Consider the following 14,005-nt stretch of genomic DNA (forward strand, 5'->3'; position numbering starts at 1 on the left):
GCGGCGGAAGCCTTTTCAATGAAGGGCTCGCGCATCGCTGTCGTCGCGGTACAGCCTGAAACTTGACCAACGAAATGGATCAACCCATGCAAACGGAAACCGTTACTCTCGCGCCTTTCGAGGCGCACCATCTGGATGGTGCACTGGCGCTGTCGCGTGCAGCGGGCTGGGCGCACAGGAGAGAAGACTGGGAGATGATATGGTCGTTGAGCGAGGGACGCGTTGCCCTCGCTGGTGACCGTGTGGTGGGCACGGCCCTCATGACTCCCTTCGGCGACAGCTGCTCAGCGATCAACATGATTATTGTCGATGAAAGCCAGCGTGGCCGGGGACTGGGAAGACAATTGACCACCGCCGTGATCGAACTCGCCGGGGATCGGGAATGCCGTTTGACGGCGACGAGTGACGGCTTACCTCTTTACGAGAAGCTGGGCTTCGTTGCGAGGCATCAAGTCGTACGCCATCAGGGTGTTGTTGGTCGGATCGATACACCTGAAAATGTCGGGTGGATCGCGCCCGACGACGCCCTGCCGGCGCTCAAAGCGCTTGATCGTGCGGCTTTCGGCGCCGATCGCGGCGCACTCCACGATGCGCTGGCGAAGGAGGGGCCATTTGCCGTGGTCCGGAACGGTGACAATATCGTCGCTTTCGCGGCCACGCGGCCTTTCGGGATCGGCGAAGTCGTTGGGCCGGTCGTGGCAGAGAACGCTCAACAGGCGAGGGATTTGATCGCCTTCATCCTTTCCGGTAAGGAAGGTCGTTTCGTGCGCATCGACATCCCTGAACAGAGCGGCCTTTCGTTATTGCTCGAAGGTTGGGGGCTGCCTCACCAGGGCGGCGTGGTTGCGATGGCTCGAGGCGCTACCGGCGGACCGCAAACGCCGGAGGTTCGAACTTTCGTCCTGGCCAGCCAGGCTCTTGGCTGACCTGAATATCTCCAGGGCATACTGCTGGAAGCACGGGCTGGATTCAGACGGCGAATAATCCGCTCAGCCCGATTTTCTTCTTGGCGTTCTTGCCTCAGTTCGTCGATCCGGCGGCAGCCTTTCCGATCTGGCTGCAGTTCCTCATTCTCGGCACTATCGTGAACGCGATGTTCTCCCTAGCCGACATCGTTGGTGTCGTGCTGGCCGGCGCAGTCATTGCGAGATTGAGGTACTCCAGTCGTGCACAGCGTCTGATGCAGCGTGCAGGTGGCACGGTGCTAATCGGCCTCGGTCTCCAAGTTGCTTTTCAAAAGAGCTTAGGGGTGACCTGCCGCGACACGAGCTCTTAGTTGCCAAACGATACATTTGTATGCGGCGTCTCCACCCCATTGATTTCCCGGTTGCAACGGTCAGGTCTAGCGCTTGCGGAAGGTCGGTGAGCACGTCGGGGAGTCCCGGACGAGCTCATTATGAGCTGCAGATCCGTTGCGCATAGGCCCAGGGCATGAGGGCGTCGATGTCTTTGGCGAGGTGGCCATTTGCGAGGCTGATGAAGAGATCGCGCAGGTAGGCGTATGGTTCAACGCCATTCATCTTGCATGTGCCGATCAGGCTGGCGAAACGGGCCCAATTACGGCCGCCTTCATCATGGCCGGCAAAGAGCGCATTGCGGCGGTTCATGGCTGGGCTTCTGATCGCGTTTTCGACGAGGTTGGAGTCGATGTCGACGCGGCCGTCGTCCAGGAACAGCCGGAAGCCGACCTGGCGTTTCAGCATATAGGCCATGGCCTCGCCGAGGTCGGACTTGCGCGAGACGCGCGCGGCCTGAGCTGCCAGCCAGGTGAAGAACTCGTCCACCAGCGGGCGGGACAGGTTCTGGCGGACAGCCCGGCGATGATCGGGATCACAACCTCGGATGCTATCCTCGATCTTGTAGAGGGCAGCGATGCGCAACAACGCCTCGTCGACGATGGGCGATCCCTTCTTCGGCTGGGACTTGATCAGTTTTCTGCGGCCATGCGCCCAGCAGAAGGCCAGCCTCAACGGATCGCCGCCGGTGCGTTTTGGCGTGGCGAGGTGTGAGTAGCCGCCATAGGCATCGACCTGGATCGTGCCGGTGAAGCCGTCGAGGATTTCTGCGGCATATTCGCCCTTACGCCCAGGCCGATAATGGAACACCACGCCGGGCGGGATAGATCCGTTCCAGCCGCGGTCGTCGCGAAGAATAGCCCAAAGATAGCCAGTTTTCTTCTTGCCGCGCCCCGGATCCAACACCGGAGCCGTGGTCTCGTCGACATACAGTCTTGAGCTACCCTGTTTCAGGAAATTCCGCTGCGACTGCCGCAGGATCGAATGCGTTTCTGGCTGGCGTTCCTGCCCGAACAGGAGCGCACATTGCGGCCAAACGGAATTCATCTGTTTGGCCTGCGCTACTGGTCAGCTGCGCTCAGCGCCGACGTCGGTCGCTCGAACCGTCGCCTGCTCGTCAAATACGACCCGCGGGACATGGCCCGTATCTTCGTACGGCGACCTTCGGGCAATTTCGTGGAAGCCCGCTATGCTGATTTGACCCTGCCTTCGGTGACACTTCATGAGGCCGTGGCGGCGCGACGCACACTGCTGGCGAAAGGGCGACAGGAAATCAATACCCGCGCCATCGTCGGCACGGCAATCGCGCAGCGCCAACTGGTGGATGCAGCAACCAAGAAGACGGCAGCCGTACGACGCGGCGGTGCAGGAAAGCCAAAAACGAACGTGGATGACCGCGGATGGGGCTCGCTTCGGGGAATCGACTCCAGCAAACCTGTGCCCTTTGTCGAGGACACGGAGTGAGCTGGCATGAACAACGAAATCTCCCACCTGACCGCGAGCGCCGCAGCGCTGCTTGCTGAAACGGACGAGCAACGCATTCGTGCGATACGATCGCGCCGCTGGGTGCTCTACCCGCGCGCCAAGCAGGCGCTCGATCGGCTGAACCGGCTCCTCGATCATCCACGAGGAACGCGGATGCCTTCCGTCGCTATCTATGGCGACAGCGGCATGGGCAAGACGATGATCATGAAGCGCTTCCGCGACCAGCATCCGCCAACGTTCAATTCGCTGACGGGAACACTGAAGACACCGGTTTTGGCGATGGAGATGACCAGCCGGCCCGGCGAACGGCGGTTTTACGCCGAACTGCTGACCCTGCTCGGCGCACCCCAGCGGCCGCGGGCCGATATCGCCCAGATGGAGCAGGCTGCATTGCGGATCATGGAAGCGATCGGCGTGCAGGCGCTGGTGATCGACGAGGTGCACAACATTCTCGCCGGAACCTATCGTGAGCAGCGCATCGTTCTCAACACTCTGCGCTTTCTTAGCAATCGTCTGCGGATCTCACTCGTTTGCTTCGGCGTCAACGAGGCGCGGGAAGCCATTAGCGGCGACGTGCAACTGGCCCGCCGGTTCGAGCAATTCACGTTGAGCCGCTGGGCTGCAAACGAACAGTTCGAAACTCTGGTCGTGTCAATCTTGCGCAACACTCCATTGCGGCAGTCCTCGGTGTTAACTGCAAAATCGCTGCGGCGGATGCTGCAGATCACCGAGGGCATTACCGCCAACATTTTCCACACCATCAACACCCTCGCCATTGAGGCCATCGAAAGCGGACGCGAGCAGATTACCAACGAAGCGATCGAGAAGTGGGAGCCGGAGTTTGATGCCGAGGCAGCCTTCGCATGACGCGGGAACATCCTCGCGGCAATTGCCGGTAATCTTGGCGCCCCACGCCGACGAGCTCTTGTCGTCGTGGATCAGCCGGCATGCTTCCTTCTATGCGATCCCGCCACTTGGTATGCTGCGGCATTGTCTTCCCGAGGTGTCGTCTTTGCGCTCGGCCGATCGCAATCTGACCGCTACTCAGGTCACCCGCCTCGCCGGCATCTTCTCCACCGAACCGGCCACCCTGCGCCGCATGACCTTTTCGAATGTGGCGCCAGCATCGCGACGCCTGATTGCAGCCAGACCGCTACAGTCCTGTGCCTGTCATTCGGGTGACCACGAACCGAGGCCTCTCCTTCGCAGCCAGTTTCTCGGCTGGCGCATCACCTGTCCGCTTTGCGGCGACCTGCTCGAGCGCGCAGGAGGGCATGATCGCCCCTCTCCTTTCGACCGCTATAAAGGGGCCGCGCTCATAGGAGAACGGCTCCTCGACGATGAAGCCGAGCGCGGTATCCGAACCTGGACATCGCCGGCCGAAATCGCGCGCCTTCTGCTGATGCGACGCGTGCCGAGACCCCTTCCCCGTGAGTACGAACCGTGGCGATTCAGGGTGCTCGGCACAATCATTCCAGATCTCGATGGTGTCGTCGCTACGGAACGGAGGAACCTGCCTACTCCAGCAAGTCCGATCCTGCCGCTGCATCTGCGACCTGCTCTGCTGGCAGGAGTAGCTATCGTCGAGCGGGCTGGACCAGAGATGCTCAAAATGCTGCGTGCGAAAATGATGGGTCAGAACCAAGCACGATTCAGCAGCGCTATCGACGAGATCATGACCCATACATGCCGTTCGGTGGCGTCTTCGCAGTTGCAGTTAATTTGAGAATCCCGCCCGTCGGATTCTCATCTTTAAATGCCACATCCGGCTGAAACAGCCGCATTCTCACGTTTACGTGCCAAGCGACAGCCATGACTGCCCTGCTGCGGCAACGGCCTGCACCGGATCGGCGAGGACGTGAGAGAGAAGCTCGACATCGTGCCGGCCCAGTTCCGCGTTCTGGTAACACGCCGTCCCAAATATGCCTGCCGTGCCTGTGAGGAGGTCGTTGTCCAGGCTCCGGCTCCCGCGCGGTTGATCGAGGGCGGCATTCCGACCGAAGCGACTGTCGCCCAGGTGCTGGTCTCCAAATATGCCGATCACCTGCCGCTCTACCGGCAGGCGCAAATTTACACGCGCCAGGGGATCGACCTGGACCGCTCGACACTCGCCGATTGGGTCGGCCGCGCTGCCTGGCACCTGCGCCCGGTCCATCAAAGGCTTCTCGAACATCTGAAGGCCTCGTCCAAGCTCTTCGCCGACGAGACGACCGCCCCAGTGCTCGATCCGGGTCGGGGGAAGACGAAGACAGGGCAGCTCTGGGCCTACGCTCGCGACGACAGGCCGTGGCAGGGAGCCGATCCGCCCGGCGTCGTCTATGTCTATGCGCCCGATCGCAAGAGCGAACGACCGATGGCACACCTCAATTCCTTCGTCGGCGTCCTGCAGGTGGACGGATACATTGGCTATCGCGCGCTCGCCGCCGGCAATAGCGTGTCTCTGGCATTCTGCTGGAGCCATGTGCATCGGCGCTTCTATGAGCTGGCCGCCGCAGGTCCCGCGCCCATCGCCAGCGAAGCGCTCAGGCGTATCGCCGAGTTCTACGAAATCGAGGACGATATCCGCGGTCTCACCCACGAGGAACGTCGCGCCGTTCGGCAGGACAAGAGCCGTCCGATCATCGACAGTCTCGCGCCTTGGCTGACCGAGCAACTCTCCCTCATCAGCCAGAAGACCAAGCTCGCCGAAGCAATCCGCTACACGATCTCACGCTGGGACGGATTGATCCGTTTCATCGATGACGGCCGTATCGAGATCGACTCCAATACCGTCGAGCGTTCCATCCGGCCGATTGCCCTCAATCGGAAGAATGCCTTGTTCGCAGGCTCCGACGCCGGGGCCGAACACTGGGCGACCATCGCCTCGCTCATCGAAACGGCCAAGCTCAATGACGTTGAGCCACTTGCCTATCTGACCGACGTCATCACCAAGATCGTCAATGGCCACCCGAACAGCCAGCTCGACGACCTGTTGCCTTGGGCCTACGCCGAAAAGCCAGAAACCAAGCCCGTGGCCTGAGAACACCGCTTACTCTTGAGGCGGTTGATCTGGCCCTCGGCCTGTCCATTGCTCCAGGGCATCTCAATAGCGTTGTTGACGGCATCGATGTCTCTGCGCAGGACGCGGGCGAACCGCATGATCGGAATGAGCTCGGAGTCGATCGCATCGTCGATCCACTCCTCCAGTGGTGCCGATCTCTTGCCGCGGAGGATGCCGTTAAAGCGCATCGCCAAGCGTCGCATTTCGGCGAAAGCTTCAGATCCCTGCTTAAGGGCATCGACCTTCCTTACCTGCCGGTCTGTCAGCATGCCTCGTGGCTTGATGCACAGCGATGCGGCAATCACCGGCGAGATCGCATGGCCAGTTTCCGGATCTCGAACCGGCTCCAACTTCAACACGGTCGGCAGCACATCACCGACCCGCTCCCTTTCGGCTCTCCGCCAAGCTCCCAATAGTCGCTCCAGATTGGCGAAGCTGCCGGTGTAGCCGCGCTGCTTGACGTCATGAAACAGGTGTCGGCCGCAGCGGTTCCCATCCCTCCAGCATTGGGCGAGGAAGGCCTCGAAATACCAAGGTGATGTGGGCTTCAATGCTGCTCGACGTCTGTCTGGGGGAGCCTTGAACTTGAGCCAATTCGCCACACTACGACGCTCATAGCCTGTCCGTCGGGCGATTTCGCTGTAAGACAGACCCTCATCGCGCAAGGCATGCAGCTTCTCGAATATTTCCTGGCGAGATTGCCTATGCGCGAGGCGGGCGCGACGGCGGTGTGTCGCAGCATCGACGATTGCGTCCTTCGACAGGATCGCCCTACCGGTGGCCCGGCCGGAAAGGCTCATCTGTTCTTCGATCGCCGAACGAAGATTCTGGACCAGGTGAAATCTATCGGCGACCTGTCGCGCCTGCGGTGCACCCTCGCGAACAACCTGCGCATAAAGGCCGCAGCGGTCCCGGCTGACGACCTCGACCGAAGGATGGCTCCGCAGCCACATGGCCGCACTCTCAACGCTCCGATCGTCCAGTATGTCGACAACTGAGCGGCGCTCGAGATCGACCATGACGGTCCCATAGCTTGTTGCCCGCCGCCAACTCCAATCATCGATACCAACCACCCGGATCTCGGTATTGTGGTGAGCAACAGTGGCATCCCGCTTTAAATGCCGCAGGATAGTGTCGTCGCTGACCGGCATGCCGAGCCGTTGCATCAAACGCTCGCCAGGACGGCCGCCAGTGCTGTGGCCAAGCAGGCCAACAATCAAAGGCCCGCATCGCGGCGGGTTTCTATTTAGTCGCCGCCCCTGCCGTCCGCATGAATTTCTTTCAAGCGGAGTTTAAATCTCATCATTTGCGATCGACTTTCGTTGCTTCGATAGTCCTCCGGCACTCAAACGCCAGGGGAAATTAGATGCGAATTAACAGCCTTTTTTACAGTGTCGTGGGCGCTTGCCTGCTCTTGTCCAGTACAGCCATGGCCGATGTCGCTTTGAACGGCCGGGACGCCACGCCCGAAATGATCGTACGCGTCGCCAATGGTGAAGCGGTCATGGTCGACGATGACAGCCTCGACAGAGTTGCCCGCGCCTATGCAGTGCTTCTGCAGGGCGCAAAAGAAGGACAGGAGATCTATGGCCTGACCGTCGGCGTCGGCTGGAACAAGGACCGCAAGATGGTCGATGCCACGGGCGAACTCACGCCGGAGCTCATGGAAGCCTCGCGCGAATTCAATGAGGGTCTACTGCGCGCCCACTCGGTCGGCGTCGGACCCGATACCGCCCTGCCCGTCGTGCGCGCCGCCATGGCCGTGCGCCTCAACAACATCCTGACCGGCGGCCCGGGCGTTCAGCCGCATGTCGCCGAAATGCTCATCGCGTTCCTGAACAAAGGCATCACGCCCATCATGCCATCGCGCGGTTCGGTCGGCCAGGCGGATATGACACTGCTCAGCCATATCGGCCTTGCCATGCTTGGCGAAGGCGACGTCGACTATCAGGGTCGCCGCATGCCGGCCGCCGATGGCCTGAAGGCCGCCGGCATCGAACCGCTGAAGCCTTTCGGCAAGGACGGTCTCGCCATCCTGAGCTCCAACGCCTATGCCGCTGGTCTCGCGGCCATCGCTATCCACGATGCCGAACAATTGCTTTCGACGTCCCGCCTCGTCTACGCGCTCAGCCTAGAGGGTCTGAACGGGAACGTCTCTCCCCTGCTCGAAGACGTTGCCAAACTCCGGCCGTTCCCGAGTCACCTCAGTTCGACCGCCGAACTGCGGACCGTGCTCGACGGCAGCTATCTTTGGCAAGCGGATGACAAGCGTATTCTCCAGGACCCTTTGAGCTTCCGCACCGCGCCTTATCTGCTCGGCAGCTTTGCGGACAGCCTGTCTCGGACCAAGGCGCTTGTGGAGATCCAGATCAATTCTTCGGACGACAATCCCGGCATCGCCGTGGGCGCCAAGCCGAAATCGGACCTCCCGCAGGCACGGAGCGGCTACGTGGAGGGCGGCGCGGTGCTTCCGACGGCGAACTTCGAACCGTTGCCCTGGGTTATCACTTTCGAGGAGCTCGGCATCGTGCTGGCGCATCACACGACGGCGGCGTCCGAACGCGTCCTAAAGCTCAACAATCCGACCCATTCGAAACTGCCGCGTTATCTCGGCACAGAAAACACGCACCACGCGTTTCTCGTGGTTGAAGCACCCCTGATGGCTCTGGCGACAGAGAACCGGGCGCTGGCGCAGCCGACCTCGTTCGACTCCCGACCGATCGCCGGCGGTGTCGAAGATGTCGGAACGAATGCGTCCTTCGTCGTGGAACGCGTGCGCGCGCAAATCGACAACAGCTTCACCATCCTCTCCATGGAGTTGCTGCATGCTGCGCAGGCGGCGGATTTGCGGCTTAAGGAGCACCCGGAGCGAAAGCTGGCGACAGCGACCAAATCCTTTCACGATGCGTTTCGCCAAAAGGTGCCGTTCCTGGATCATGACCGGTCCATGACCCCCGATATCGCCGCCGGATCCATCTTCTTGAAGGAATATGCCCTGATGAACTGATTTTGCCCGGCAAGGCTTTGACACTTTCGGCCTGCAACCCGACCGTTGCGGGCCGCTTGAACATTCCGGGAAGCCCGCTCTGGCGGGCATCACGCCAACTCCTGGATCCACTGTAGGAATTTGCGCATGGCCTTCTCGTTACCCCGCCGCTCCTGGTGAACGAGATACCATCCGCCTGGCTGCATGACATCAGAGGCGAGCGGAGCAACGAGAGTGCCGGCAGCGATATCCGCCTCGACCAAGAAATGTGGAACGACCACAACACCCTGCCCGCTGATCGCTGCCTCGATGGCAAGCAGGTTGCTGTCGAAGAGCGGTGCGGATTTTTGCGAAACGCCGGTCGCACCAACGCTGGCGACCCATGTTGCTGCGTCCTCAGTGGTTCCGCTGACCGCAAGGAACGAGAAGTGTCGCAGGTCTTCCGCCGCCTTGATAGCCCGGGCGATCGGAGGTGAACAGACACCGACGAGCCGCTCCCGGCGCAGCAGTGTATAGGAAAGGTTCGGTCGGTTCGGCGTACGCGTATAGATAAAGCCAATATCGGCGCGGTCGGGATTGAACTCCCAATCGAGCAGGCTGGCATCGAGGTTGACGGCGATTTCGGGCGAAGCTTCCTTGAAGGCCTGCAAACGCGGTATCAGCCAGCGCACGGCGACAGTGACGTAGACCTGTACGGTCAGCGAGGCCGGGCCATTGTTCTGGCGGATGAGGTCGGTGGTCAGCGCGATCTTGTCGAGAGCATCCTGTATCACGGGGAAGTAAACAGCCCCCGTCTCGCTAAGCTCCACCCGGCCCGGCAGCCGGAGGAACAAGGTGGCTCCGAGATTGCGCTCCAGCGAGGCGACCTGGTGACTGATGGCGGATTGGGTGACATGCAGCTCTTCGGCCGCGGCTTTGAAACTCATCAGCCGCGCGGCCGCCTCGAATGCCCGCAGTGTCGACAGGGGAGGCAAAGTGCGCTGGATCATACTCGCAAACCCACATGAATTTTCCTCATGTAGACGTTAATTCTAATCGTTTGCAAGGCGGGGGTTCGATTTTCATACTGCTGAAATAATCAAAAATGGGGAACTGAAATGAAGAGACATCTTCACAAGGGCACGGCGCTCGCCGTGACCATAACCGCATGCCTTTTTTCCGCGACGACCGCCTTTGCGCAGCAGACCTGCGTGCGCGTACTTGGGTACGAATCCGATGGTGAAAAACAGACCATGGACCCGGCCGCACTCATCGGAACCGACAGCGTTTACCATATCCGCGCGGTCTACGAGCCTCTGGTCGATCGAAGCAACACGATGCAGCCCGTGCCGGCACTCGCAGAATCCTGGGAAGCGAATGCCGATGCGACGGAATGGACCTTTCGCCTCCGCAAGGACGTGAAGTTCCATGACGGCTCCGATTTCGGCGCCAAGGATGTGGTCTATTCCTATCGCCGTCTGCTCGATCCTGCCGTTTCGCCCGGCGGGTTTTCGACGCTTGCCTTTCTGGATACGGATGGGATCACAGCCGTCGACGATCACACGGTGCGCTTCAAAGTGAAGGCACCTGTCGTCGAGTTACCGATGCTGATCGCGACCAAATATGCGCTAATGGTGCCAGAGGGTGCCACATCCGAGGACCTGCGCGTCAAGGGTAACGGCACGGGCCCCTTCATGCAGGAGACCTTCACCATCAACGGTGCGGTGCGGGTGATGCGACGCAATCCGAACTACTGGCGTGCCGGCCTGCCGAAGGCCGAATGCCTGGAGATCACCACCAGCCTGGAGCCGACTTCCCGCCTTTCCGCGCTGCTGTCGGGCACTGTCGACCTGTCGCTCACGGTCGATCCGGCGAGCCTTATTACGCTGAAGGACAATCCCGCCGTGGAACTCGCTGCCACGCCCGGCGCCACATCGCTTTATCTGGCAGTCTGGACGGATACGCCGCCCTTCGACAACGTCAAGGTCCGTCAGGCGATGAAACTGGTAATGGACCGCCAGAAGATCCTCGACACCGTGCTGCTAGGCTATGGCGAGGTCGGTGGCGATACGCCCATCCCGCTCTCCTCGCCGCTCGGTCTTGCCACACCGGCAAAGACAGCAGATGTCGAAAAAGCCAAGGCGCTGCTGGCGGAAGCCGGCCATCCCGATGGCATCGACTTCGATCTGTACACCTCGGACTCCTATCCCGGTATGATGCTGCTTGCCCAGGTCTACGCCCAGATGGCGGCTCCCGCCGGTATCCGCGTCAATGTCATCACCTCACCGGCGGAAGGTTATTGGGACACGATCTGGCTGAAGAAGCCGGCCGTTATCTCCTATACCAGCGCCCGACCGCCGGCAGAGGCCCTGACGCTGTCGCTAAACAGCAAGTCGGAATGGAACGAGACCCATTGGAGACGCGATGATTTCGATGCGCTTGTCGTCAAGGCCGGCCAGACGGCCGATGAGATGCAGCGCAACGAACTCTATCGGGAGGCACAACGCATGGTCGCCGAAGAAGGCGGCATGATCCTGCCAGTCTTCACATCGGTCGTCGCAGGCCTTCGCAAAGGCTGCACAGGCTATACGCCGAATGTCGATGTGAACCGCATCGACTATGCCGAGTTGACCTGCGGCCAATAACCGCCGTCGCACCCCTCCAGGAAAACCGCATCCACGGGACAGGCCGTCCCGTGGAAGAGGATAGCTGCATGACTGTTTCCGCCCTGACGACATTTCTCGACTGCTTCGCCGCTGCGCTCGATCGCGATCCGAAGCCTGTGCCCGGGTCTCATGCCACCCGGCTGCGCCGGATTGCGAGGCAATTACCGCCAATTAAAGACACTCCGGCGGGCCGCGTGCCGATCCAGGCGGTCTGCGAAGCCGAGCTGGCGTCCCATGCCGTGCAGTCGCCTCTTGCCGGAGCGCTCGCCGGGCTCCTACCCTCGCTTCACATCACCCGCAGCAGCAACTATCTCGCCAACCCGCCGAGCAGCGATTTCGGCGAAAACTACGGCTACGGCGTCATCTGCGGTCCCGGCGATGGGCCGCCGGCGCTGATCCAAGACCCCGAGATAGCTTTTGGCCTGATGTTCCTGGGGCCGAAGACCCACTATCCCCTCCACCACCACCCAGCCGACGAGATCTACTACACTGTCACCGGCCCCTCATTCTGGCGCGCCGGCACGGCGAACTGGACCAGCTATGGCACCGATGCGATCATCCATCATCCGCCGTGGCTACCCCATGCGACGCTTTCGGCGGAGCGGCCTCTTGTGCTTCTCTACATATGGCACGGCGACCTCGTCACAGATGCCGCCTTCATTGCCGATACCATGACGGCGGATGCCGCCCGTTCTTCAGTGGGGCTCGATGCAACATGAGTATTTTTCGTCTTCTCGCCAGCCGGATCCTGTTATCAGTGCTGACACTTCTTCTCGTCTCGATCCTGATCTTCTTGATCCTTGAGGCGCTTCCCGGCGACGTCGCCACCCGCATCCTCGGCCGTGATGCGACCGCCAAGGCGCTGGAGGTGCTGCGCAGCCAGCTCCATCTCGACCAGCCCGCGCTCGTGCGCTATTTCCAATGGCTCGGCGATTTCCTGCGCGGCGATCTCGGTGTGTCGATCGCCACCGGGAGACCAATCGCCGACGTGCTTGGCCCACGCATCGTTAACACGCTCCTCCTGTCACTCTTCGCCTTCGTGATCTATCTCGTGCTGGCGGTGGTTCCAGCCATCATCCAGGCGGTAAACCGCGGCAAGGCCGTCGATAACATCATCTCGGTCATCACACTCGTCCTACTATCCCTGCCGGACTTCCTGCTCGCGACGATGCTGCTCTTCCTGTTTGCCGTCGCCGTGCCGATCTTGCCGGCGCTGGCGACTGTCTCCGAGGCCAGCACCTGGCAGGAGATGCTGCGCGCCATGGTGCTGCCCGCTGTGACGCTCGCCATCATGATGGCGGTCTATGCCATCCGTGTACTACGCGACAGCCTGATCGAGGTGCTGCGCTCGGACTACATACGCCTTGCCGAGCTCAAGGGTCTGCGCCCCCGCGCCGTACTCTTCCGCCACGCTCTGCCTAACGCCGTCGTGCCGGCGCTCAACGTCACAGCGCTCAATCTCGGTTTTCTCATCGGCGGTGTCGTCATCGTCGAGCGCGTCTTCTCCTATCCCGGCTTCGGCACGCTGCTGATCGACGCGCTGCAACTGCGCGATATCCCTCTGATCAAGGCAACCGTCATGATCAGCGCTGCCGTCTATGTCGCCGCCAATCTCGTCGCCGACGTTCTCGCCATCCTGCTGCAACCGCGCCTGAGGGCAAGCCGATGACCACGATCACCTCCAATCTCGCCAAGCGCGTCCCCTGGCTCGACATCGACCGCTGGCGTGCCACGCCCGGTCCCTTCAGGGTCGGCGCGGTCATCCTTCTCGCCCACGCGCTCTTTGCCCTTGCCGGCGTGTTCTGGACGCCCTACGGCTTTGCCGAAATGGGTGCCGGCCTGCCGCTCTCGGGCGCCTCGTGGCAACACCCGATGGGTCTCGACCAGATCGGCCGCGATGTCTTCAGCCGCTTCATGCACGGCGCGCATATCGTGCTGCTGCTCGCCTTCGCCGGCACCATTCTCGGCATGGTCGCGGGCACCACGCTCGGTCTTCTGTCGGGCTATATCGGTGGCTGGTTCGACGAGGTTACCCAACGCATCGTCGAGGCTATGATCAGCATTCCTTTCCTGGCGCTCGCGCTGGTGCTGATCATCGCTGCCGGTCCCGCGCTTGCCGGCGAGCCGGTACTGATCGTCTTCGTCGTCGGCCTCGTCTATGCACCGCGCATCGCCCGCATCGCGCGCGCCGCCGCCATGGAAATCGCGACACGCGAATATGTCGCCGTCGCGGAGCTGCGCGGTGAAGGCATCTGGTCCATCGTCTTCCGCGAAATCCTCCCGAACGCTGCCAACGTGCTGCTCGTCGAGTTTTCGCTGCGCCTCAGCTATGCGCCCATCCTCATCGGCGCGCTTGGCTTCCTCGGCTTCGGCATCCGCCCGCCGACACCGGAATGGGGCCTGATGATCAGCGAGAACCGCAACCTGCTGATCGCCTCGCCGGTGACGGTGTTTGGTCCCGGCCTCGGCCTCGCCTCCCTCGTTATCGGATTCAACCTTTTCACCGATGGCCTGTCGCGCATGCTCGGCCAGCGGCCCGTTGCGGGAGCGTGAA

At 61.4% G+C, this 14,005-nt stretch carries 11 protein-coding genes and 3 pseudogenes; 11 read left to right on the forward strand and 3 right to left on the reverse strand.

The window, feature by feature from the left end; translation table 11 throughout:
* Positions 1-86: 86 nt before the first annotated feature.
* Both SJ05684_RS24260 and SJ05684_RS24265 read left to right on the forward strand, forming a co-directional pair.
* On the forward strand, positions 87-926 hold the full coding sequence (locus tag SJ05684_RS24260; RefSeq protein WP_034859565.1) for a GNAT family N-acetyltransferase: 840 nt from the start codon (positions 87-89) through the stop codon (positions 924-926).
* A gap of 5 nt (positions 927-931) precedes the next feature.
* On the forward strand, positions 932-1,276 hold the full coding sequence (locus SJ05684_RS24265) for a LysE family translocator (protein WP_157212042.1): 345 nt from the start codon (positions 932-934) through the stop codon (positions 1,274-1,276).
* Positions 1,277-1,394: 118 nt separating this feature from the next.
* Here the strand turns inward: SJ05684_RS24265 and tnpC (SJ05684_RS24270) are convergent.
* Positions 1,395-2,249 (reverse strand): annotated as a pseudogene (gene tnpC / locus SJ05684_RS24270) (IS66 family transposase); the annotation flags it as partial.
* 30 nt (positions 2,250-2,279) lie between these two features.
* On the opposite strand from tnpC (SJ05684_RS24270), the gene SJ05684_RS24275 reads away from it, so the two are divergent.
* The 4 genes and pseudogenes from SJ05684_RS24275 to tnpC (SJ05684_RS24295) all read left to right on the forward strand — a co-directional run.
* Positions 2,280-2,759 carry a Mu transposase C-terminal domain-containing protein gene (locus tag SJ05684_RS24275; protein ID WP_244426742.1) on the forward strand — a complete coding sequence of 160 codons (480 nt, stop codon included), beginning with the start codon at positions 2,280-2,282 and terminating at the stop codon, positions 2,757-2,759.
* A gap of 6 nt (positions 2,760-2,765) precedes the next feature.
* Positions 2,766-3,647: a TniB family NTP-binding protein gene (locus SJ05684_RS24280; protein WP_034859561.1), complete on the forward strand. Its 882-nt coding sequence runs from the start codon at positions 2,766-2,768 to the stop codon at positions 3,645-3,647.
* Positions 3,625-4,506, forward strand: a complete 882-nt coding sequence (locus SJ05684_RS24285) for a TniQ family protein (RefSeq protein ID WP_095694367.1) — start codon at positions 3,625-3,627, stop codon at positions 4,504-4,506. The genes SJ05684_RS24280 and SJ05684_RS24285 overlap by 23 nt, the downstream gene beginning before the upstream one ends.
* Positions 4,507-4,599: 93 nt before the next feature.
* Positions 4,600-5,799 (forward strand): annotated as a pseudogene (gene tnpC, locus SJ05684_RS24295) (IS66 family transposase); the annotation flags it as partial.
* Here the strand turns inward: tnpC (SJ05684_RS24295) and SJ05684_RS24300 are convergent.
* Positions 5,763-7,037 (reverse strand): annotated as a pseudogene (locus SJ05684_RS24300) (ISL3 family transposase); the annotation flags it as partial. The pseudogenes tnpC (SJ05684_RS24295) and SJ05684_RS24300 sit on opposite strands and share 37 nt — an antisense overlap.
* Before the next feature lie 149 nt (positions 7,038-7,186).
* Between SJ05684_RS24300 and SJ05684_RS24305 the strand changes: the two are divergent.
* Positions 7,187-8,827: an HAL/PAL/TAL family ammonia-lyase gene (locus SJ05684_RS24305; protein WP_034859493.1), complete on the forward strand. Its 1,641-nt coding sequence runs from the start codon at positions 7,187-7,189 to the stop codon at positions 8,825-8,827.
* An 89-nt stretch (positions 8,828-8,916) separates the two neighbouring features.
* On the opposite strand, the gene SJ05684_RS24310 is transcribed toward SJ05684_RS24305, so the two are convergent.
* The gene (locus SJ05684_RS24310; RefSeq protein ID WP_034859494.1) at positions 8,917-9,795 is read right to left on the reverse strand and encodes a LysR substrate-binding domain-containing protein; all 879 of its coding nucleotides are present in this window, start codon (positions 9,793-9,795) and stop codon (positions 8,917-8,919) included.
* A 108-nt stretch (positions 9,796-9,903) separates the two neighbouring features.
* On the opposite strand from SJ05684_RS24310, the gene SJ05684_RS24315 reads away from it, so the two are divergent.
* From SJ05684_RS24315 to SJ05684_RS24330, 4 genes are all read left to right on the forward strand, one after another.
* On the forward strand, positions 9,904-11,430 hold the full coding sequence (locus SJ05684_RS24315) for an ABC transporter substrate-binding protein (RefSeq protein ID WP_034859495.1): 1,527 nt from the start codon (positions 9,904-9,906) through the stop codon (positions 11,428-11,430).
* Between the two features lie 68 nt (positions 11,431-11,498).
* Complete coding sequence (locus tag SJ05684_RS24320) at positions 11,499-12,170, forward strand: dimethylsulfonioproprionate lyase family protein (protein WP_034859496.1); 672 nt, start codon at positions 11,499-11,501, stop codon at positions 12,168-12,170.
* Positions 12,167-13,120: an ABC transporter permease gene (locus SJ05684_RS24325; protein ID WP_034859497.1), complete on the forward strand. Its 954-nt coding sequence runs from the start codon at positions 12,167-12,169 to the stop codon at positions 13,118-13,120. The genes SJ05684_RS24320 and SJ05684_RS24325 overlap by 4 nt, the downstream gene beginning before the upstream one ends.
* Positions 13,117-14,004 (forward strand): ABC transporter permease, encoded by an 888-nt coding sequence (locus SJ05684_RS24330; protein ID WP_034859498.1) that lies wholly within the window; start codon positions 13,117-13,119, stop codon positions 14,002-14,004. Before SJ05684_RS24325 ends, SJ05684_RS24330 begins: the two co-directional genes overlap by 4 nt.
* The last annotated feature ends 1 nt before the right edge of the window (position 14,005 follow it).

Origin of the sequence: Sinorhizobium sojae CCBAU 05684 (genome assembly GCF_002288525.1) — a bacterium.
Taxonomy (GTDB): domain Bacteria; phylum Pseudomonadota; class Alphaproteobacteria; order Rhizobiales; family Rhizobiaceae; genus Sinorhizobium; species Sinorhizobium sojae.

Excerpts from the sequence above, each read along its gene's own strand:
- SJ05684_RS24260 (WP_034859565.1), top strand. The coding sequence starts at position 87 with ATGCAAACGGAAACCGTTACTCTCGCGCCTTTCGAGGCGCACCATCTG.
- SJ05684_RS24275 (WP_244426742.1), top strand. The coding sequence starts at position 2,280 with ATGCGTTTCTGGCTGGCGTTCCTGCCCGAACAGGAGCGCACATTGCGG.
- SJ05684_RS24280 (WP_034859561.1), top strand. The coding sequence starts at position 2,766 with ATGAACAACGAAATCTCCCACCTGACCGCGAGCGCCGCAGCGCTGCTT.
- SJ05684_RS24285 (WP_095694367.1), top strand. The coding sequence starts at position 3,625 with ATGCCGAGGCAGCCTTCGCATGACGCGGGAACATCCTCGCGGCAATTG.
- SJ05684_RS24305 (WP_034859493.1), top strand. The coding sequence starts at position 7,187 with ATGCGAATTAACAGCCTTTTTTACAGTGTCGTGGGCGCTTGCCTGCTC.
- SJ05684_RS24310 (WP_034859494.1), bottom strand. The coding sequence starts at position 9,795 with ATGATCCAGCGCACTTTGCCTCCCCTGTCGACACTGCGGGCATTCGAG.
- SJ05684_RS24315 (WP_034859495.1), top strand. The coding sequence starts at position 9,904 with ATGAAGAGACATCTTCACAAGGGCACGGCGCTCGCCGTGACCATAACC.
- SJ05684_RS24320 (WP_034859496.1), top strand. The coding sequence starts at position 11,499 with ATGACTGTTTCCGCCCTGACGACATTTCTCGACTGCTTCGCCGCTGCG.
- SJ05684_RS24325 (WP_034859497.1), top strand. The coding sequence starts at position 12,167 with ATGAGTATTTTTCGTCTTCTCGCCAGCCGGATCCTGTTATCAGTGCTG.
- SJ05684_RS24330 (WP_034859498.1), top strand. The coding sequence starts at position 13,117 with ATGACCACGATCACCTCCAATCTCGCCAAGCGCGTCCCCTGGCTCGAC.